Consider the following 20326-nt stretch of genomic DNA (forward strand, 5'->3'; position numbering starts at 1 on the left):
TCCCGGCTCACACGGTCAGATCGGCGTACTCCTCGTGCGTCTCGACGAAGTGGTGCACGTAGGAGCACGACGGGACGATCTTCAGCCCCGCGGCGCGTGTGTCGTCGAGTGCGTGACGCACCAGGACGGCCGCGAGTCCGCGTCCGCGGAACTCGGGAAGCGTCACGGTGTGGTCGAAGTCCCGGACAGTCGGATCGGTCTGCCGATACTCGGCGTAGCCGGCGACCTCCTCACCGACGAGGATCTCGAAACGCTGACGGTCGGGATGGTGCTCCACGCGGGTGTCGTCTGTGTCTGCCATGGACCGAACCTACTCGCCCGCGCCGGGACGAGGGCCCGTGCTTCCGAGGGCGTCCAGCAGCGCGCGTTCGTAGGTCGCGAACTCCCGCGTGGTGGCGGTCTCGGCGCGTCGCGGCCGCGGCAGATCGATGCTCACGTCGGCGACCACCCGCGCGGGCCGCGGCGACAGCACGACGACCCGGTCCGACACCTGCACGGCCTCCCGGATGTCGTGGGTGATCATCAGGACCGTCCAGCGGTACCGCTGCCACACCTCCTGCATCCAGTCCTGCATGGCCGTCCTGGTCAGCGAGTCGAGAGCGCCGAACGGCTCGTCCAGCAGCAGGACGTCGCGTCCCTGCACGACGGTCCGGAGCAGTGCGGCCCGCTGCCGCATCCCGCCGGACAGCGACGAGGGGCGTGCGTCCTCGAAGCCGTCGAGGCCGAAGACCGGGAACAGGTCGCGGGCCCGGCTCCGCGCCTGCGCCCTCGGAACCCCCTGCACCTCCAGCCCGAGTGCGGTGTTCGCGAGAACCGAACGCCACGGGAACAACAGATCCTTCTGCGGCATGTACGCGCAGCGCGGTGTCACCACGGTGCCGCTGTCCGCGTCGTCGAGACCGGCGAGGAGGGTGAACAGCGTGCTCTTGCCGCAGCCGCTCGGGCCGACGATCGACACGAACTGTCCTCCCTCGACGGCGAGGTCGACCCCGTCCAGTACCGGTGTCCCCGGGTAGGACTTGCGCACCGAGGTCAGCTCCAGAACAGGATCCGTCATCGCGTTTCCTCCTTCGCCGCGAGCGCCCACGGCGCGAGAAGCCGCTCGGCCACGAACGTGAGGAGGAAGAGTGCGATGCTGCACACCGCCGTGACCACGACCGCGGCCAGCACGAGATCCGTGCGGAACGCGTTCTTCTGCTGCGCCATGTAGATGCCCAGACCCGACGTGGCGCCGACGTACTCGGAGAAGACGGCACCGACGACGGCGTAGGTGATCCCGATGCGGAGCGCGGTGAAGAAGCGCGGCAGCGCGGACGGGAGCCGGACGTACCGGAACTGTTGTCGCCGTGACGCTCCCATGCTGCGCAGCAGTGCGTCGGACTCCTTGTCCGCGGAGGCGAATCCCTCGATCAGGCCGAGGGTCATCGGGAAGAACGTCACCAGCGCGATCACCAGGAGCTTGGGGAGGATGCCGAATCCGAACCAGATGATCATCAGGGGAGCGACGGCGATGACCGGCAGTGTCTGCGACACCACGAGCAGGGGAACGATGGCGCGGCGCAGCCACGGCGAGAAGTCCACGGCCGTGGCGATGATCCACGAGATCGTCAGGGAGACGGCGAAACCGAGCAGAGTGACCTGAATGGTGGACGATGCGTGACCCGCGATGACGGCACGGTTCGTCCAGCCCTGATCGACGACGCGGGCGGGGGAGGGGAGTACGCGCGGCGAGATGCCGCTGACGACCACGTACACCTGCCAGGCCGCCACGAGGCCCGCCGCGAGCAGCAGCGCCGGCGCGTACCGCCCCACCCGTCCGCCGCGCTCAGCCCTCAGCGAGGTACTCATCGGTGAAGTAGGTCGACCAGTCGGGCTCGGTGGTCAGCGGTGCGCCGTCGGGCCCGGCCAGGACACCGGCGTCGAACAGGAACTTCGAGTACCCGGACCATCGCTCCAGGGTCTGCGTCCCGACGCGGCCGTTCTCGTCGAGCATGTAGTCCTTCGCCAGCATGCGCTGACTCTCGACGACCAGGTCTTCGTCGGGAAATGCTCCCGGGTTGGCGTCGATCAGATCGCGCGCGCCTGCGTCGGGATCGTCGGCGGCCTTCTGGTAACCCTTCTGCAAGGCCTGCACGAACTGTCGCGCCTGTTCGGGGTGCTCGGCCATCCACTCGTCACCGCCGTCGACGACGATCGCGTACGAGTCGGGGAAGCCGAAGTCGGTGTAGTCGAAGTACGTCATCGGGGTTCCGGCCCGCTCGGCCTCGAGACCCTCCCACGCGAAGTAGGAGACGGTGAAGTCCGCGGTACCGGAGTAGACCGCCTCGTACGCGGACGTCCCGAGCACCACGGTCTCGAAATCGCCGGTGCCACCGTCGTTCTCGATCACCTTGCGGAGGGTGGCCTCCTCGCCCGCATCGCCGAACCCGGCGTAGGTCCGCCCGTCCAGGTCGCGGGGGCTCCGGAGGTCCTGCCGGTCGGCGCGGACGCCGATGCCGGTGGCCCAGTGCTGGAGCGGCGCCATCACCGAGGTCACCTTCGCACCGGCGGCGCGGGCGTAGGTGGCGGAGCTGTGGAAGCTGATCCCGAACTCGGCGTTACCGGAGTCGATCAGCGTGTCGGGGGACGTCGAGTTGTACGGCAGGATCTCGACGTTCAGTCCGGCGTCCGCGAAGTAGCCCTCCTGTTGGGCGACGAACAGGCCCGTGTGGTTCGTGTTGGGTGTCCAGTCGAGCGCGAAGCGGATCGTGTTCGCGTCGGAGGCATCGGACGTGGCGCAGCCCGCGAGACCCGCGGCGGCGACGAGCGACACGGTGAGCAGAGCCGCGACGCGCTCGACCCTCGTGTGCCGCGCCCTCATGCGTCCGACCCCGAAGCAGGCCAGGGCACGGTGTTCAGGGCGGTGTCCCAGAACAGCAGTTCGTAGCGCATCGCCACGACGAACGCGTCACTCATCCGCTGTCGTTCGGCCGGGCCGGCCACCTCGGCAGCCGCGTCGACGAGCTCGCGGGCGCGCGCGGCGGAGGTCTGGAAGTCCTCGGCGTCGTACGTCGTCACCCACCGGGCGTACGGGTGGTGCGGATCAGCGTCGAGCACGGCGCGGGCCGAGGCCGCGAGTCCGCGGCCGACCTCGGCGTAGATCCAGAAACAGGGGAGCGCGGCCGCGGCGCCGACGGCGTAGGTGTCGGTCGCCGCCGTCGCCGTGAGGAACGAGACGTACCCGAGGCACGCCTGGCTGTGCTCGACCGGCTTCTCCGACGGACCGCCGAGAGCGACGTCGGCGAGAAGGCTGGTGTGCAACGACTTCTCGACCGTCGCGGCCGTCGCCGCCGACGTGGCCCAGAACGCTCCGGCCTCCGGATCGACTGCGCGCGAGGACAGGAGGGCCAAGGCCTTCGCGTATCCCTCGAGGTAGAGGCCGTCCTGCTCGATGTACGTCCGGAACGACGTGATCGGCAGGGTGCCGTCGCCGAGTCGGGTGAGGAACTCGAGATCGCCGATCCGGGCCCGCAGGCCTGCCGTGCGGTCCCAGAGGAGGTCGGTGAAGCGTGTGAGGTCGGCTGCATCCGTGGTGGAGGCAGCGTCGACCGCATGGTCGTACGGCGTCATGGCCGTGACATCCCTTCGTCAGAATTACCTGCATCAGGTTCTCGGGTGTGGTCTCAGCCTCGCGACGCGAAGCACCCCGTGTCAGAACTCGCCGACCATAGCACCGGCGGTCGTGCGGCTACTTCATGTCCTCCAGTTCCATGCCCTTCGTCTCGGGGATCTTGGACTTCACGAAGAAGAACGACAGGGCGGCGAAGAGTGCGAAGCCGCCGTAGACGATGGAGAGTCCGACCATCTCGGTGAGCGACGGGAACAGCAGCGAGATGACGAAGTTAGCCACCCAGTTCGCGGCCGTACCGATGCCGAGAGCCATGGCGCGCATACGGTTCGGGAACATCTCGCCGAGCAGGACCCACATGATCGGTCCCCACGTCGACGCGAAGAAGATCACGAACAGGTTTGCGCCGATCAGCGCCACGACGCCCCAGGGATCGGGCAGGGAGACCTCGTCGCCGGTGCCGATCTGCTGGGAGAACGCGATCGCCGCCATGAGGAGACCGACGAACATACCGATGGAGCCGGCCATGAGCAGGTTGCGCCGACCCACCCGGTCGACGAAGAGAATGGCCACGAACGTCATGGCCACGTTGATCACGGAGGTGATGACCGACGTGGTGAAGGACTGACTCTCGGTGAAGCCCACCGACTTCCACAGTGTGGTGGAGTAGTAGAAGATCGCGTTGATACCGACGAACTGCTGCAGGACGGCCATGATGATGCCGACCCACACCAGCGGCTGCAGACCGAAGCGCGGACCGCGGATGTCGGCGAACGACGAGCGCTGCTCCTTGCGCAGAGTCAGGCGGATCTCGTGGATGCGCTCGTTGGGGTGCTTCTCGCCGGTGATGTTCGCGAGAATCTGCGCGGCCTCCTCGTCGAGGTGCTTGCCCACGAGGTAACGCGGCGACTCGGGGATGAGCAACGCGAGGACGCCGTAGACGACGGCGGGGATCACGCCGACGATGAACATCCACCGCCAGGCCTCGAGGCCGAGCCACAGGTCGTTGGACGCACCGTCCGCACGATCCGCCAGCACGGCGTCCGAGAGCAGTGCGGCGAAGATGCCGATGGTGATGGCCAGCTGCTGCAGCGACGCGAGGCTGCCGCGCATCCGGGCCGGCGAAATCTCCGCGATGTACGCGGGGGCGATCACCGACGCGATGCCGATGCCGAGACCGCCGAGCACACGCCACAGCATCAGGTCGGGAACGCTGAAGGCCAGACCCGAGCCGACCGACGAGATGATGAAGAGCGCGGACCCGAGCAGCATCACCTTCTTGCGTCCCCACCGGTCGGCCAGTCCGCCGGCGAACCAGGCGCCCGCCGCGCACCCGAGCAGGGCGATCGCGACGGTGAAGCCGGTGAGGAACTCGCCGAGGGCGAATCTGCCCTGGATGGAGTCGACGGCGCCGTTGATGACGGAACTGTCGAAACCGAAAAGAAAGCCGCCGACGGCGGCCGCAATGGTCACGCCGATGACTTTGGCCGTGTGATTGGCCGATGCCTGTGTCGTCATCCTTGTCCACCTACATGTCGGCCACCGGCCGCGCCGGTCGATGGCGGAGGAGTTTCGCTTGGTTCGGACCCTACGCCCGGCGCGACCGCTGTGGAGCGGCGACCTGACGGCAGTTTGAGCAGCGCCGGAACGGTGAATCCCGCCGGTCATGAAGAAGACTCTGCGACGCACCGGCGACGCCTCCGCCGACGTCGCGTGGGAGCGGTACATGGACCTGTCGCTCTGGTCGACGTGGGCACCGCAGATCATGGGGGTCGACGCGTCCACCGACCGTCTCGCCGCCGGCACGACCGGCACGGTGCGCGGACCCCTCGGCGTGCGGGTGTCCTTCGAGGTCCACTCCGTGGACGAGGCCGCACGGGTGTGGTCGTGGCGCGCGTGGATCGGCGCTCCGAGTGCCGGGCTCACCCTGGAACACGGTGTCGTCAGCGCGGGGTCGGGCTCGTCGACGTGGTTGGTCGTGGACGGTCTGGCACCGCTCGTCCTCGGCTACTCTCCAGCGGCCCTGTTCGCGCTCGGTCGACTGGTGACAGCGTGACGACCATCGGGGTCCGATCCCCGCACTCCCTGTAACGTCGGTCCTCGTGGGGGCAACCGAGAGCAGCCATGTCGTCTCGTCGCGCGACGGTGAGATCCGCGGCTACGGGCACGGCGACGTTGTCAGTTGGAAGGGCATCCCGTTCGCGGCGCCACCCGTGGCGGAGCACCGATTCCGCGCACCACGCCCACCGGAGCCGTGGGACGGGGTCCGCGACGGCAGGACCTTCGGAGCGATGGCACCGCAGGGCCGTGACGGCCCGATTCCCATGGACTCGTCCATCCCGATGGACGAGGACTGCCTGACTCTCAACGTCTGGGCCCCGACACCGGACGGCATCTCCCGTCCGGTGATGGTGTGGATCCACGGCGGTGCCTACGTCCTGGGATCATCTGCGCAACGGATCTACAACGGGCGCAACCTGTCCCGCCTCGGTGAGGTGGTGGTCGTGACCGTCAACTACCGGGTGGGCGCGCTGGGGTGGTTGGACCTGTCGTCGTTCGACACCGATGGCAGCGTCTTCGAGACCAATCTCGGGCTCCGCGACCAGATCGCGGCGCTCACGTGGGTGCGCGACTGCATCGCCGCGTTCGGCGGCGACCCGACCAACGTCACCGTCTTCGGTGAGTCGTCCGGTGGCGCGTCGGTGACCACTCTCATGACGTCACCGCACGCGGAAGGTCTGTTCCACAAGGCGATCGCCCAGAGTTCCCCGGCCACCTCGGTGTACGGCCCGGAACGCGCGCGCACCGTCGCGCAGCGGTTCCTCGAACTCGTCGATCTGCCCGCGGAGCGTGCCGAGGAGCTGCGGACGATGCCGGTGGAGAGGTTGGTCGACGCAGCCGAGAAGCTGGTCTACGAGGTTCCCGAGAAGGTGCCCGGCACATTGGGATTCGCACCCGTCGTCGACGGTGACGTGGTGCCGCGGTATCCGGTGGCCGCGTTCCAGAAGGGCTTCTCGCACGACGTCCCGCTCATCATCGGGTCGAATCACGACGAGGCATCGGTGTTCCGCCTGATGAAGTCGCCGTTGATGCCCGTCACCTCGGACACGGTGAGCACGATGTTCGAGGCGATCGCCGTCGACCATCCCGACCTCTCACCGGCTCGTATCGCCGACATCCTCTCCGCGTACCCGGATCTGCCGAAGAGTGCGGGCGCGCTGGCCCTCTCGCGCGACGCAGGGTTCCGGATGCCGAGCCTGTGGATCGCGGAGGCCCACTGCCGACGAGCGCCGACGTTCGTCTACCGTTTCGATCACGCGACACCCGTGCTGCGCGCGGCACGTATCGGCGCCGGTCACGCCACCGAGTTGCCGTACGTCTTCGGCAATTTCGGGACCTTCGACCGGGACCCGACCTTCTGGCTGGGTGGGCGCAAGGCAGCGCAGCAGGTCTCCCGGCGAATGCAACGACGCTGGGTGGCGTTCGCGTGGCACGGGGTTCCTGCTGCGCTGGACGGGTCGAAGCACTGGGCGCCCTACGACGAGCGCCGTCGCACTCTCGTCATCGACGGGCGTGATGCTCTGGTCGAGGATCCGGACCGTGAGCTGCGCGAGATCTGGGGCGAGAAGGTGCTCGGCTTCAGCTGAGGTCCGTCAGGCCTTGCTGTAGGTGAGGCAGTTCGCGGTGTCCGACGACTCGCCGGCGCCGATGCGGACCGCTGCCGCGCTGCACTCGAGGTTGTCGTTGAACGAGCAGTCGACGCGCTGGCACGCACCGACCTGGGTGGAGACGGTGTCGAGACCGCCCTTGGTGCTCAAGGGAATGAACGTGCCGCAATCGGCCGTTCCGTTCGAGCCTCCGACATTGATGGCGAAGGCGTGGCATCCGTCGTGGTTGTACGAACAGGCGCTGACACTGCACTCACTGACGCGGGGCATTTCGAGGGAAGTCATGACGATGACGGTAATACGCGAAAAGCGTCTCCACCAGCAAGGTCAGGCTGACCTAGATATGGTCACCCTTTCTACAACAATGATGTTTCCTATTCTTTCGGGTAACGGATCGATGACGAATTCGTCGACGACGTAACGATCGGTCTGTTCGCTCGGATGGACAGATCATGAGACGAACACTTCTCGCGACCCTGGCTGCCACCGTGCTGTTCGCGAGCGGGTGCTCCGACTCCGACCAGGGCTCCGCGGCGCCACCTCCTCCGACCACCACCACGACCTCGACAGCGGTGGGTCCGGCACCGGGTACGGAACCCGCGTCGTCGGCCGCGCCGGAACCGTCGACCGCGTGTGTGGAGGACTCCGTCGTGGCGGCGGGCATCGAATCGCTGCCCCAGTTCTTCGGTAGCGGGTGGCGGCTCGTCCGCCAGGGCGATCCCTGCGCGACGCTCTCCTGGGCGCTCGCGGCGCTCGACGGGGGCACGGGGTCGAGTCCGTGGACCGTGCTGTTCTTCCACGACGACACCTACCTCGGCACCGCCACCGCGTTGCCGTACTCGTTCACCGACGTCGCCTCGCAGACCGACGACACGGTCACGGTGTCGTACGGGTGGCTCCGGGAGGGTGAGTCCACCTCGCAGCAGTCCGGCGGACCCGGGTTCGTCCGCTACACCTGGAACGGATCGTCCGTGGTGATGCTGGACGACCTGCCACAGGAGGTGGTGGACGGCAACAGGCAGACTCCTGCCGATCCGTGCCTGGACGACGACGTGATCGACGCGGCGATCGCCTCGCTGCCGACGTTCTCCGGCAGCGGGTGGACGCTCGCCGGCCAGGGCGATGCCTGTAGCACGCTGGCATGGGCGCTGGCCGTGCCCGACGGTGCCACCGGTTCGAGCCCCACGACGGTGCTGTTCTTCCACGACGGCGCGTATCTCGGAACGGCGACCGCCCGTCCGTACGCGTTCACCGACATCGATCCGTATGCGCAGCTGGACGACACGGTGACGGTGTCGTACCGATGGCTCAGGGACGGAGAAGCGACCGCGGAGGTCTCCGGCGGACCGGCGCTGGTCCGTTATCGCTGGAACGGCTCGTCGGTGGACATGCTCGATCCGCTGCCTCCCGAAGTGGCGAACGGCTGATTTCCACCGGTGGACGACCCGGCCGATCGGGTGCAGGATCACCGGTACGGGGCCGACGCGGAGGTGTCATGTCATGACTGTCGTTCGAGCAGCACTGGTTCAGACCACCTGGACCGGCGACAAGGAATCGATGATCCAGGCCCACGAGGAGTACGCCCGCCAGGCAGCCGAGCAGGGCGCGCAGGTGATCTGTTTTCAGGAACTGTTCTACGGCCCCTATTTCTGCCAGGTGCAGGACGCGTCCTTCTACGACTACGCCGAATCGGTTCCCGGACCCACCGTCGAGCGTTTCCAGTCTCTCGCGAAGGAACTCGGCATGGTGATGGTGCTGCCGGTCTACGAGAAGGAACAGCCAGGCATTCTGTACAACTCCGCTGCCGTGGTGGACGCGGACGGCACGTACCTGGGCAAGTACCGCAAGCACCACATTCCGCACCTGAACGGCTTCTGGGAGAAGTTCTACTTCCGCCCCGGCAACCTGGGCTGGCCCGTGTTCGACACCGCCGTCGGCAAGGTGGGGGTCTACATCTGTTACGACCGCCATTTCCCGGAGGGCTGGCGCGCACTCGGACTGGCCGGTGCGGAGATCGTGTTCAATCCGTCCGCCACCTCGCGAGGCCTGTCGAACTACCTGTGGAAGCTCGAGCAACCGGCGTCGGCCGTGGCCAACGAGTACTACATCGGCGCGATCAACCGAGTGGGAGTCGAGGAGTTGGGCGACAACGACTTCTACGGTACGAGCTACTTCGTCGATCCCGAGGGGAAGTTCGTCGGCGACGTCGCCTCGGACAGCGCGGCCGAAGTGATCGTCCGTGATCTGGACCTGTCGCTCATCGCGACCGTCCGCGATCGGTGGGCTTTCTACCGCGATCGCAGACCCGACGCCTACGGTCCCCTGGTGACACCGTGACGACCACGTTCGTCCACGGGGGCATCGTCGTCTCGCCGACGGGGTCGCAGCCCCTGGACGTCCTGATCGACGGTGAGACGATCGTCGCAGTGCTGCAACCGGGTTCGACGCTGCTGGGCGCCGACCTCGCGTCGTCGAGCGACGTCGTGGTCGACGCGACCGGGAAGTACGTGATCCCCGGAGGGGTCGACGGCCACACCCACATGGAGATGCCGTTCGGCGGCACCTTCGCCTCCGACTCGTTCGAGACGGGGACGCGCGCTGCCGCGTGGGGCGGAACCACCACCATCGTCGACTTCGCCATCCAGAACCCCGGGATGCGTGTGCAGGACACCCTCGCCACGTGGCACGACAAGGCCGCCGGTTCGTGCGCCGTCGACTACGGCTTCCATCAGATCATCGGAGACGTCGACAGCGACTCGTTGAAGGCCATGAGCGAGTTGGTCTCCGAAGGTGTCACCAGCTTCAAGTTGTTCATGGCCTATCCCGGCGTCTTCTACTCGGACGACGGGAAGATCCTGCGGGCGATGCAGACTGCCGCCGAGACCGGCGCGCTGCTGATGATGCACGCGGAGAACGGCATCGCCATCGACGTCCTGGTCGAGCAGTCGATCGCACGCGGTGACACGGCGCCGTACTTCCACGGCACGTCCCGGCCGTGGCAGCTCGAGGAAGAAGCAACGCATCGCGCGATCATGCTGGCCGACGTGACGGGAGCGCCGCTGTACGTGGTCCACGTGTCGGCGAAACAGGCGCTCGAGCAGATCGCGACGGCACGAGGCAAGGGGCAGAACGTCTTCGCAGAGACGTGTCCGCAGTATCTGTACCTCTCGCTCGAGGAGCAACTCGGTGCGCCGGGCTTCGAGGGTGCGAAGTGGGTGTGCTCGACCCCGCTCCGGTCCCGTGCAGAGGGGCACCAGGACGAGCTGTGGCGGTACCTCCGCACGGGTGACGTCTCGACGGTCGGCACGGATCACTGTCCCTTCTGCATGAAGGACCAGAAGGAGATGGGTATCGGCGACTTCTCCAAGATCCCCAACGGAATCGGGTCGGTCGAACATCGGATGGACCTGATGTATCAGGGTGTGGTGTCGGGGAAGATCACGCTCGAGAAGTGGGTCGAGGTGTGCTGCACGACGCCGGCACGCATGTTCGGGATGTACCCGCGCAAGGGCATCGTGTCGCCCGGTGCCGACGCGGATCTGGTGGTCTACGACCCGAACGGCCGCACCACCATCGGAGTCGAGACACACCACATGAGAATGGACTACTCGGCCTACGAGGGCATGACCGTGGACGGCCACGTCGACACGGTGATCTCCCGCGGAACCGTCGTCGTCGACCGCGGCGAGTACCTGGGCCGCGCCGGGCACGGCCGTTTCGTGCGCCGCGACCTGTCCCAGAATCTGGTGTGAGGGATGGACTTCGGAGTGGTGCTGCAGTGCACACCGCCCAGTTCGCGGGTGGTCGAACTCGCTCGCATCGCCGAGACGCACGGCTTCTCCCACGTGTGGACCTTCGACTCACACCTGCTGTGGCAGGAGCCCTACGTCATCCACAGTCAGATCCTCGCGAGCACCCGCACGGTGGTCGTCGGACCGATGGTGACCAACCCGTCGACGCGGGACGTCACGGTGACGGCATCGACGTTCGCCACACTCAACGAGATGTACGGCAACCGCACCGTGTGCGGGATCGGTCGCGGCGACTCCGCGGTGCGCACTCTGGGTGGGAAGCCCACCACGATCGCGCGGCTCGCCGAGTCGGTGGAGATCATCCGCGAACTCGGCAACGGGCGGTCCGCCCGCATCGGCGAGACCACCGTGCGGCTGCCGTGGGCGTCGCGGTCCGAGCTCGAGGTGTGGATCGCCGGATACGGCCCGCGGGCACTGGAACTCACCGGGCAGGTCGCCGACGGGTTCATCCTGCAACTCGCTGATCCCGACATCGTCGAGTGGACCGTGGCCACCGTCCGCGACGCCGCCGAGAAGGCGGGGCGCGACCCCGATGCCGTGACCATCTGCGTCGCCGCCCCCGCCTATGTCACCGACGGTTCCGCGGCCGCCGCCGCGCATGCCCGTGATCAGTGCCGGTGGTTCGGCGGCATGGTGGGAAACCACGTGGCGGACATCGTGTCCCGCTACGGAGCGACCTCCGGTGTCCCGGCCGCTCTCACGGACTACATCGCCGGCCGCCAGGGGTACGACTACAACCAACACGGCAGAGCCGGCAACACGCACGCCGACTTCGTGCCCGACGAGATCGTCGACCGGTTCTGCATCCTGGGCTCGCCCGAGCAGCACGTGGAGCGACTCCGGCAGCTCGAGTCGCTCGGTGTGGACCAGTTCGCGGTCTACCTCCAACACGATGCGAAGACCGCGACGCTGGATGCCTACGGCGAGTCGGTTCTTCCTGCCATGATGACGTCAGAGGTGGCGACGGAATCCGGAATCGCCCGATAACGGAGGTGGTACATGACCGACCATGTCTTCTATTCCTGGTCCGCCCAGGCGGAGCTGAACCCGGTCACCATCACCGGGGCGTCCGGGTCCTACTTCTGGGACGACCAGGGCAGGAAGTACCTCGACTTCTCCTCGCAACTGGTCAACGTCAACATCGGGCACCAGCACCCCGACATCGTGGCGGCGATCGTCGAGCAGGCCGGTGTGCTCACCACCATCTCCCCGACCGTCGCGAACGACAAGCGCAGCGAACTCGCTCGACTGATCGCCGAGCGCGCTCCCGGTGACCTGAACCGGGTCTTCTTCACCACGGGCGGGGCCGAGGCCGTCGAGCACGCCGTGCGGTTCGCTCGCCAGCACACCGGGCGGACCAAGATGCTGGCCGCGTACCGGTCGTACCACGGCGGCACCGGTGTGGCCATCGGTCTGACGGGAGAGCCGCGCCGGTGGGGAACCGAGCCGACCAACGTCGACGTCGTCCGGTTCTTCGGGCCGTATCCCTATCGGTCACCCTGGAATTCGACCGCCCCCGAGGAGGAGACGGCCGCGGCGCTGGCCCACCTCGAGATGGTCATCACGCTGGAGGGACCGCAGAACATCGCGGGGCTCATTCTCGAGTCGGTGGTCGGCACCAACGGCGTACTGGTCCCGCCGCCGGGATATCTGGCCGGTGTCCGCGAACTCTGCACTCGCTACGGCATCGTGTACATCGCCGACGAGGTGATGGTGGGCTTCGGCCGGACCGGGCACTGGTTCGCGTGCCAGGCGTGGGGCGTCGAGCCCGATCTGATCACGTTCGCGAAGGGTGTGAACTCCGGCTACGTCCCGCTCGGCGGAGTGGTGATCTCCGAGGAGATCGCGCAGCGGTACGACCACACGCCGTATCCGGGAGGTCTGACCTACTCGGGCCACGTGCTCGGCTGCGCCGCCGGTATCGCGTCGATCCGGGTGTTCGAGCGCGACGACATCCTGGGCCACGTCCGCGCCGTGGGGGAGGACGTCCTCGGGCCGGGGCTCACCAAGCTGGGTGAGGCGCATCCGAGCGTGGGTGACGTGCGGGGCATGGGGTTCTTCTGGGCCGTCGAACTGGTGACGGACAAGGGCACCCGCGAGCCGCTGACACCGTTCAACGCCACCGGCGCCGCCGCAGCTCCCATGGCGGCCGTCACGAAGGCGGCCAAGGAGCGCGGGCTGTGGCCGTTCGTGGCGGGCAATCGGCTGCAGATCGCGCCGCCGCTCGTCACGACGGAGGAGGACATCCGTCGGGGACTCGAGATCCTCGACGAGGTGCTCGAGGTCGCCGACGGGTACACCCGGAACTAGAGCACGGCACCGGGATTCAGGATGCCCGCGGGATCGAGGGCGTGCTTGATGCGCCGGGTCAGCTCCATGACGTCCTCGCCCACCTGATCCGGCAACCACGCCTTCTTGAGCCGGCCGACACCGTGTTCCCCGGTGATGGTGCCGCCCAACGAGATCGCGAGCGTCATGATCTCGCCGAATGCCTGGTGCGCACGCTCCTCCATGTCCGCGTCCTCGGGGTCGAACACGATCAGCGGGTGCGTGTTCCCGTCGCCCGCATGGGCGATGACGGCGACGACGACGCCGCGGGCATCGGCGATCTTCGCGATTCCCTGCACCAGGTCCGCGAGTGCGGGCAGCGGAACTCCGACGTCCTCGAGCAGGAGGGATCCGGTGCGTTCGACGGCGGGGATGGCGAAGCGCCGGGCTGCGGCGAACGCTTCGCCCTCGTCGGGATCGTCGGTCACGAACACCTCGTCGGCGCCGGCGGCCGTGCACGCCGCGGCCATGGTCTCGGTCTCCTCGGTGCGGTGCGCGCCGGGTGAGTCGGAGCGGGCGATGAGCATCGCTGCCGCGGTGCGGTCGAGGCCCATCTTCATGGCGTCCTCCACGGCGTTGATCGACGTGGAGTCCATGAACTCGAGCATGGCGGGCCGCAGCGAGCGGGTGATCGCCAGAATGGCGTCGGTCGCGTCGGACAGGCGGGTGAAGGTGGCCACGACCGTGCTCGCGGGTGGTTGAGCCGGGATCAGTCGCAGCGTCACTTCGGTGATGATGCCGAGGACGCCCTCGCTGCCGACGAAGAGTTTGGTCAGCGACAGGCCGGCCGAGTCCTTCAGACGCGGGCCGCCCAGGTTCACGACGGTGCCGTCGGCGAGGACCACCTCGAGACCGAGGATGTAGTCCGTGGTCACCCCGTACTTGACGCAGCACAGGCCGCCGGCGTTGGTGGCGGCGTTGCCGCCGATCGAACACATCTCGAACGACGACGGATCCGGTGGGTACCACAGGCCGTGTTCGGCCGCAGCGGCCTTGACCTCGACGTTGAGCAGACCGGGTTGGACCACGGCCGTCCGCGTCACCGGGTCGACGATGACGGCGCGCATCGCCTCGGTCGTCAGCACGATGCCGCCGTCGACGGCGGTCGCACCACCGGACAGACCGGATCCCGCGCCGCGCGGCACCACCGGGACGGAATGCTCGGTGGCCCACAGCATGACGGCGCGGACGTCGGCCGTGCTGGTGGCGCGCACGACGGCGAGGGGAGTGCCGGCGTTCGGATCACGGGCCCAGTCCTGGCGATAGCCGGCGGTGATGTCCGGATCGGTCACCACGATGGCGGCTCCGACCGCGTCTGTCAGGGACGTCACGAGATCGTCGATGATGCTCACCTTCCTCGACCGGCGGGTCCTACGTCTCGACGCTACCCCCAGCCCCGCCCGTGACCTCGCCGGAATGACGAGACACGTTGCGGGACAGTGGGAGACCGCGTCGAACGGTGGCCGGGTCGACATCCGGCCTATGTTCACATCAGTCACACGAGCAACTCTGTTACCAGATCGTGCCCCGATGGGTGCCGACAAGAGCACGTCGGAGGATTAGCGTCCGGATGACGGAGATCGGCACGTGGGCCGAGACCGAGGGGGCGAGAAGGAGGCACTCATGGCACCGTCACACGACATCACACGGTCGGCATCTGCACCATCGACGACAGCGTCGCGCAGACCGACGAAGAACACCCCGTTCGAGTGCGCGGCGGCGCTGTTCTCCTACGACTTCGTCTCCGGCGGCGTCGACTACGACACCCTCGAGTCGCTCCATCGTGGCGAGGTGACCGAGTGGACGTCGGCGCTACGACGCTCGGGACTGTTCACCGATGCCGAGATGGACGCCCTCGCCGCCCAGTGGTCCGAACGTCCGGGCCTGCTGCTCGATGCGTTGCTCCGTGACGCCGACGAGATGACCGTGCGGCGTTGCCGGCTCGCGTGGTCGGCGATGGACCGGCTCGCGCCGTTCCAGATGCCCATCGCGCACAGCGGCTGACAGTCAGATCACCGCGGCATCGCCGCCGTCGACGACGTAGACCTGGTCGTCGGTGAGCGTGCGGTACGGCGTTCCCGCCGCGTCGCACGCCGCGGCCATCGCGGCCGACGCTCCGTCGGGATCCAGAGTGTCCGACGCCCAGTGCGGCACGAGCACGTCGTCGATGATTCCCAGGCCGGTCCACAGCACGTCCTCGCCCGTGGTCGGCTCCACCTCGCCAGGCGGGTCGGCGTACTCCACGCCCCGCAGTGTCGGACCCAGGACGCAGGCTCCGGCGCTGTACCCGCCGTACACGACGGAATCCTCCGCGAGCAGTCGAGCGATCGCCTCGTCGGCACCGGACGAGGCCATCCTGCGCCGGAGCACGAAGGTGTTCCCACCGCGGACCCACACGGCGGGGAAGGCGGCCAGGACGTCGTGCGCCGTGCTCGGCATCAACTCGCGCAGGTCGACCTCGACAGGGAGGAAACCCGCCGAGCGCAGGAGGGTGAACTCACTGGTGACCGCGGACGCGCGCGCGGCGTCGGGCCAGGAGTCCGCCGCGTTGGCGATGACGGCGATGCGGCCGGGTGGTCCGGTCAGTTCGAGGAACCGGTCACGGGCGAGCCCGAATCGGTAGGACGCGAGGAACAGGCGCATGGCGGGAGCGTAGGTCAGTACGCACGCGTCGGGTGTGCAGACGTGGTTAGTGTCGGGTGCATGTCGCTGCACAAGATGATCGATGATCCGTCCCGCGTCATCGTCGACGCCTGCCGCGCCGCCGCCCGGCGCAGCGCCGACCTCCGCTTCGTCGAACGGCCCGGATACTTCACGCGCCGCGGCCGCACGACGGACGGGCGCGTGGCCGTGATGTCGGGCGGTGGTTCCGGCCACGAACCGCTCCACTCCGGCTTCGTCGGCGCCGGGATGTTGGACGCGGCGGTGCCGGGGTCTGTGTTCACGAGCCCGAACGCGCTGCAGATCGAGGCGGCGACGCGGGCCGTCGAGGCCGGCGCCGGCGTGATCCACGTGGTCAAGAACTACACCGGCGACGTCATCAACTTCCGCATCGCGGCCGATCTGTGTGCTGCCGACGGCATCACGGTCGAGACGGTGCTCGTGGCCGACGACGTCGCGTCCGAGAGCGAGGACGGGCCCGGCCGACGCGGAACCGCCGCGACGGTGGCCGTCGAGAAGATCTGCGGCGCCGCCGCTGCTCGCGGCGACGACCTCGCCCCCGTCGCCGCGCTGGGGCGGCGGGTCGCCGAGGGCGCTCGCAGCATGGCGGTGGCCTTCCGTCCGTGCACGGTTCCGGGCGCGTCGTCCCCGTCCTTCGAGCTCGGCGACGACGAGGTCGAACTCGGTGTCGGTATCCACGGCGAGCGCGGCACCGCGCGCGTCGCGACGCTCACCGCCACCGAGATCGCCGAGGCGCTGCTCGGACCCGTGGCCGATTCGCTGGGACTGTCCGGCGGCGAGGACGTCGTGCTCATCGTCAACGGACTCGGCGCGACCCATCCGCTCGAACTCGACATCGTCTTCGGTGCCGCGCTGCGGTATCTCGAGGGGCGCGGCATCACCGTCCGACGCACGCTCGTCGGGAGCCTCGTGACGGCGTTCGACATGGCGGGGGTGTCGTTGACCGCCGTCCGCTGCGACGACGAGATCCTCGGCTTGTGGGACGCCCCGACCGAGGCGCCCGCGTGGCCCCGCTCGCCGGCGCAGGACCTGCACGACGACGCCGTGGACGACACGGACGCGGCAGCGGCGTCGGAGCTTCCCGGCGGCGCGGCCGACCCGTTCGTCACCACCTGGGTCTCGTCGTTCGTCGAGCGTGTCCGGTCGTCGATCGACGAGCTCACCGACCTCGATCGCCGAGCCGGTGACGGCGACTTCGGCGTCAACATGGAGATCGGTCTGGCCGACTTCGCGGTGGACGAGAGTGCCTCGCCCGCAGCGGTGTTCGAGATCCTGGCTCGTGGATTCCTCGGCAATGCGGGCGGAACGTCCGGCGCTCTCTTCGGTGCGTTCTTCCACCGGGTCTCGGTCGCCCTCGACGGTCCCGGGGCGAGCACCGCGAGCATCGCCGCGGGAGTGGCCGACGGACTGGCCGCCATCACCGATCTCGGCGGTGCGCAGCCGGGGGACAAGACCATGGTGGACGCGCTGGACCCGGCGTCACGAGCTCTGGGGGACGCCGGATCGGTCGAGCTCTCGGCGGCCCTCGCCGCGGCTGCCGAGGCTGCGACGCGCGGTGCCGAGTCCACGACGGACACCGTCGCCCAGCGTGGCCGCGCCAGCTACATCGGCGACGCGGCGCGCGGCGTCATCGACCCCGGTGCTCTCGTGGTCTCCTGGTTCTTCGCCGCCGCCTGAGCGGCTGCATCGGACCTCAGGAGGCGAGTGCGGCCCGAATTGCCCGGGCGGTCGCCTCGGGCTCGCTCTGACGCCGCGTGATCATGCCGGCGACGAAGCGGATGCGATCGCCGTGGTGGCGAGGTACGACATGCAGGTGCGAGTGGAACACGGTCTGGAAGGCGGCGCGTCCGTCGTTCATGGCGAGGTTGACCCCGTCCGCCGCCAGGGTGCTGCGGCGCATCGCGCCGGCCAGGGCCTGGCCGGCGGCGAAGACCTGCCCACCCACGACCGGGTCGAGTGTCTCGAGCCCCGAGGAGTGCACCTTGGGAACCACCAGGGTGTGCCCGCGGGTGACGGGCCGGATGTCGAGGAACGCGAGCACCGAGTCGGTCTCGTGGACGATCGTCGCGGGGGCGCGGCGGGCGACGATGTCGCAGAACACGCACTCGGTCATCGCTGCTGCTCCGTGACGGCGGCGACGAGTGCAGGCAGGGAGTCGGCCGCGGTCGCCCGCCAGACGTGGTGGGCCATGTCGGAGACCGCGGTCTCGTCCGGGTTGATCTCGATGACGACGGCGCCCGCGCTGCGAGCCTGAGCGGGAAGCCCCGCGAAGGGGTAGACCACGCCGGACGTTCCCACGACCAGGACGGCGTCGGCGGCCTCGACGGACGCCGCGACCGCTGCCCACTCCGCTTCCGGGAGCGGCTCGCCGAACCATACGACACCGGGGCGGACCGGACTCCCGCAGAGACCGCACGCAGGCGGCGCGATGCGTTCCGCGCCGTCCTCGACGTCGTCGACCGGTCCCTCGAAAGGCTCCTCGCAGATCGAGCACCGCACCGCGGCCAGCGTGCCGTGGACGTGGGCCAGCACGGTGGACCCGGCGCGCTCGTGCAGGTCGTCGACGTTCTGCGTGGCGATCTCGACGGTCTGCTGCGGTGCGGACCTCTGCCACTGCGCGAGGGCCACATGACCGGCGTTCGGGCTCGAGGCGGCCACGAGCTGCGCTCGTCGGCGGTACCAGGCCCACACCAGATCCGGATCGCGGACGAACGCGTCGGGGCTGGCCAGCTCCTCCGGGGAGTACCGCTCCCACAGCCCGGTCTGCGCGTCGCGGAACGTCGGCACGCCCGACTGCGCGGACATCCCGGCCCCGGTGAGCACGGCGACGCGGGACGCGGACCGGACGGCCTCCAGCACGGGCTGCGGAACGTCGGATGCGGGGTCGGCACTGTCGGTGGTCATGAAGCGAGTGTGCCAAGTCGCACCGACACACTCGGTCCGTTATGACCTCCGCCTCACATTCGACCTTGACGCTCGGTATGTCTGTGTCGTGCGTTACCTTGCGGTGGGCCCACCCGGCCGACTCCAGGACCTCTCACGCGGGCGAACATGAGCCACCGTCGACGAGGTCGTTCTCGGAACCGACGACAGTCGGCGGCAGTGCAGCTCCGCGGGACGCGGACGTGCCGCCATTCACAGGAAGTACAGCTGGTGGAAGATTCTCGAGAAGCAGGGACGCTGGTCGGCGTCGTGCGTGAGACGAACGAGGGGGAGCGCCGGGTGGCGCTGGTCCCCAAGGTGGTCGCCGCGCTGACGGGCAAGGGTGTGCGCGTGGTGGTGGAGGCGGGTGCCGGTCTGAGCGCTCTGATCCCCGATCAGCTGTACGTCGACGCCGGTGCGAGCATCGGCGATCCGTACAGCGCCGACGTGGTGGTCAAGGTGGCGCCGCCGTCGTCGGCCGAGGTGCGCAAGCTGCGCCGCGGATCGACGCTCATCGGCTTCCTCGCGCCGCGCAACGCGGACACGATCATTCCGGAGTTGACCGCCGCGGGCGTGCAGGCCTTCGCGGTGGAAGCAATCCCGCGGATTTCTCGCGCGCAGGTCATGGACGCGTTGTCCTCGCAGGCCAACGTCGCCGGCTACAAGGCGGTGCTGCTCGCGGCGTCGGAGTCGACGCGGTTCTTCCCGATGCTCACCACCGCGGCGGGCACCGTGAAGCCGGCGACGGTGCTGGTACTCGGTGTGGGTGTGGCGGGGCTGCAGGCGTTGGCGACGGCGAAGCGTCTCGGTGGCCGCGCCACCGGGTACGACGTGCGTCCCGAGGTCGCCGATCAGGTGCGGTCGGTCGGCGCGCAGTGGCTGGATCTGGGGATCGACGCCGCCGGTGAGGGCGGCTACGCCCGTGAGCTCACCGAGGACGAGCGTGCCCAGCAGCAGGCGGCGCTGGAGAAGGCGATCTCGACGTTCGACGTCGTCATCACTACCGCTCTGGTGCCGGGTCGTCCGGCGCCGAAGTTGGTCACCGCGGCGGCTGCCGCGGGGATGCGACCGGGCAGTGTCGTGGTGGACCTCGCGGGGGAGACCGGTGGCAACTGCGAGCTCACCGAGCCGGGTCGCACGGTGGTGAAGAACGACGTCATCATCGCCTCGCCGCTGAATCTGCCGGCGACGATGCCCGAGCACGCGAGTGAGCTGTACTCGAAGAACATCTCGGCACTGATCGAACTGATGCTCGACGATGCCGGTGCCCTCGCCCCCGATTTCACCGACGAGGTCCTCGCGAAGTC

Annotated in this window: 21 protein-coding genes and 1 riboswitch; of the genes, 10 read left to right on the plus strand and 11 right to left on the minus strand. The window is 68.5% G+C overall.

From position 1 onward, the window contains the following. Positions 1-7: 7 nt before the first annotated feature. From BR07_RS0107820 to BR07_RS0107845, 6 genes are all read right to left on the minus strand, one after another. Entirely contained in the window at positions 8-301 is a 294-nt protein-coding gene (locus tag BR07_RS0107820) for a GNAT family N-acetyltransferase (RefSeq protein ID WP_027504953.1), read from the minus strand. A 9-nt stretch (positions 302-310) separates the two neighbouring features. Beyond that, on the minus strand, positions 311-1057 hold the full coding sequence (locus BR07_RS0107825) for an ABC transporter ATP-binding protein (RefSeq protein WP_027504954.1): 747 nt from the start codon (positions 1055-1057) through the stop codon (positions 311-313). Continuing rightward, positions 1054-1848 (minus strand): ABC transporter permease, encoded by a 795-nt coding sequence (locus BR07_RS0107830; RefSeq protein WP_027504955.1) that lies wholly within the window; start codon positions 1846-1848, stop codon positions 1054-1056. Before BR07_RS0107830 ends, BR07_RS0107825 begins: the two co-directional genes overlap by 4 nt. Continuing rightward, positions 1826-2860: an ABC transporter substrate-binding protein gene (locus BR07_RS0107835; protein ID WP_027504956.1), complete on the minus strand. Its 1035-nt coding sequence runs from the start codon at positions 2858-2860 to the stop codon at positions 1826-1828. Before BR07_RS0107835 ends, BR07_RS0107830 begins: the two co-directional genes overlap by 23 nt. Then, positions 2857-3609: a TenA family protein gene (locus tag BR07_RS0107840; protein ID WP_027504957.1), complete on the minus strand. Its 753-nt coding sequence runs from the start codon at positions 3607-3609 to the stop codon at positions 2857-2859. The genes BR07_RS0107835 and BR07_RS0107840 overlap by 4 nt, the downstream gene beginning before the upstream one ends. Then, positions 3603-3698: riboswitch (TPP riboswitch) on the minus strand. Its footprint overlaps the gene before it by 7 nt. A 29-nt stretch (positions 3699-3727) precedes the next feature. Continuing rightward, positions 3728-5125 (minus strand): sugar porter family MFS transporter, encoded by a 1398-nt coding sequence (locus BR07_RS0107845; RefSeq protein ID WP_027504958.1) that lies wholly within the window; start codon positions 5123-5125, stop codon positions 3728-3730. A gap of 148 nt (positions 5126-5273) precedes the next feature. Between BR07_RS0107845 and BR07_RS0107850 the strand changes: the two genes are divergently transcribed. Continuing rightward, the gene (locus tag BR07_RS0107850) at positions 5274-5663 is read left to right on the plus strand and encodes an SRPBCC family protein (protein WP_027504959.1); all 390 of its coding nucleotides are present in this window, start codon (positions 5274-5276) and stop codon (positions 5661-5663) included. Between the two features lie 46 nt (positions 5664-5709). Then, a complete protein-coding gene (locus BR07_RS0107855; protein WP_027504960.1) occupies positions 5710-7254 on the plus strand; it encodes a carboxylesterase/lipase family protein in 1545 nt (514 codons plus the stop codon). 6 nt (positions 7255-7260) lie between these two features. Here BR07_RS0107855 and BR07_RS0107860 read toward each other — a convergent pair whose 3' ends face one another. Then, positions 7261-7560, minus strand: coding sequence for a DUF1540 domain-containing protein (locus BR07_RS0107860; RefSeq protein ID WP_027504961.1), 300 nt, complete (start codon positions 7558-7560; stop codon positions 7261-7263). 167 nt (positions 7561-7727) lie between these two features. Between BR07_RS0107860 and BR07_RS26210 the strand changes: the two genes are divergently transcribed. The 5 genes from BR07_RS26210 to BR07_RS0107885 all read left to right on the plus strand — a co-directional run bounded on the left by BR07_RS26210 (position 7728) and on the right by BR07_RS0107885 (position 13397). After that, positions 7728-8702 (plus strand): LppP/LprE family lipoprotein, encoded by a 975-nt coding sequence (locus tag BR07_RS26210; protein ID WP_051613154.1) that lies wholly within the window; start codon positions 7728-7730, stop codon positions 8700-8702. A gap of 73 nt (positions 8703-8775) precedes the next feature. Continuing rightward, entirely contained in the window at positions 8776-9612 is an 837-nt protein-coding gene (locus tag BR07_RS0107870) for a nitrilase-related carbon-nitrogen hydrolase (protein ID WP_027504962.1), read from the plus strand. Next, positions 9609-11027: a dihydropyrimidinase gene (gene hydA, locus BR07_RS0107875; RefSeq protein ID WP_027504963.1), complete on the plus strand. Its 1419-nt coding sequence runs from the start codon at positions 9609-9611 to the stop codon at positions 11025-11027. The genes BR07_RS0107870 and hydA overlap by 4 nt, the downstream gene beginning before the upstream one ends. Positions 11028-11030: 3 nt before the next feature. After that, entirely contained in the window at positions 11031-12074 is a 1044-nt protein-coding gene (locus BR07_RS0107880) for a TIGR03842 family LLM class F420-dependent oxidoreductase (RefSeq protein WP_027504964.1), read from the plus strand. A 12-nt stretch (positions 12075-12086) separates the two neighbouring features. Continuing rightward, entirely contained in the window at positions 12087-13397 is a 1311-nt protein-coding gene (locus BR07_RS0107885) for an aspartate aminotransferase family protein (protein WP_027504965.1), read from the plus strand. On the opposite strand, the gene BR07_RS0107890 is transcribed toward BR07_RS0107885, so the two are convergent. Further along, complete coding sequence (locus tag BR07_RS0107890; RefSeq protein ID WP_027504966.1) at positions 13394-14767, minus strand: FAD-binding oxidoreductase; 1374 nt, start codon at positions 14765-14767, stop codon at positions 13394-13396. The genes BR07_RS0107885 and BR07_RS0107890 overlap by 4 nt on opposite strands. Positions 14768-15038: 271 nt before the next feature. On the opposite strand from BR07_RS0107890, the gene BR07_RS23815 reads away from it, so the two are divergent. Then, positions 15039-15419 carry a hypothetical protein gene (locus BR07_RS23815; RefSeq protein ID WP_231476246.1) on the plus strand — a complete coding sequence of 127 codons (381 nt, stop codon included), beginning with the start codon at positions 15039-15041 and terminating at the stop codon, positions 15417-15419. Between the two features lie 3 nt (positions 15420-15422). Here the strand turns inward: BR07_RS23815 and BR07_RS0107900 are convergent, their stop codons facing one another. Then, positions 15423-16058 (minus strand): Type 1 glutamine amidotransferase-like domain-containing protein, encoded by a 636-nt coding sequence (locus BR07_RS0107900; RefSeq protein WP_027504967.1) that lies wholly within the window; start codon positions 16056-16058, stop codon positions 15423-15425. Positions 16059-16118: 60 nt separating this feature from the next. Here BR07_RS0107900 and dhaL point away from each other — a divergent pair, with 60 nt between their 5' ends. Beyond that, on the plus strand, positions 16119-17774 hold the full coding sequence (gene dhaL, locus BR07_RS0107905; RefSeq protein WP_027504968.1) for a dihydroxyacetone kinase subunit DhaL: 1656 nt from the start codon (positions 16119-16121) through the stop codon (positions 17772-17774). A 16-nt stretch (positions 17775-17790) separates the two neighbouring features. Here dhaL and BR07_RS0107910 read toward each other — a convergent pair whose 3' ends face one another. Together BR07_RS0107910 and BR07_RS0107915 are read right to left on the minus strand one after the other, a co-directional pair. Beyond that, positions 17791-18210: an HIT family protein gene (locus tag BR07_RS0107910; protein ID WP_027504969.1), complete on the minus strand. Its 420-nt coding sequence runs from the start codon at positions 18208-18210 to the stop codon at positions 17791-17793. Further along, the gene (locus BR07_RS0107915; protein ID WP_027504970.1) at positions 18207-19001 is read right to left on the minus strand and encodes an SIR2 family NAD-dependent protein deacylase; all 795 of its coding nucleotides are present in this window, start codon (positions 18999-19001) and stop codon (positions 18207-18209) included. Before BR07_RS0107915 ends, BR07_RS0107910 begins: the two co-directional genes overlap by 4 nt. Before the next feature lie 246 nt (positions 19002-19247). Here BR07_RS0107915 and BR07_RS0107920 point away from each other — a divergent pair. Further along, on the plus strand, positions 19248-20326 hold a 1079-nt coding region (locus tag BR07_RS0107920; protein ID WP_231476257.1), incomplete at its 3' end, for an NAD(P) transhydrogenase subunit alpha.

Origin of the sequence: Rhodococcus sp. UNC23MFCrub1.1, from assembly GCF_000686025.1 — a bacterium.
In the GTDB taxonomy this organism is placed as follows: domain Bacteria; phylum Actinomycetota; class Actinomycetes; order Mycobacteriales; family Mycobacteriaceae; genus Rhodococcoides.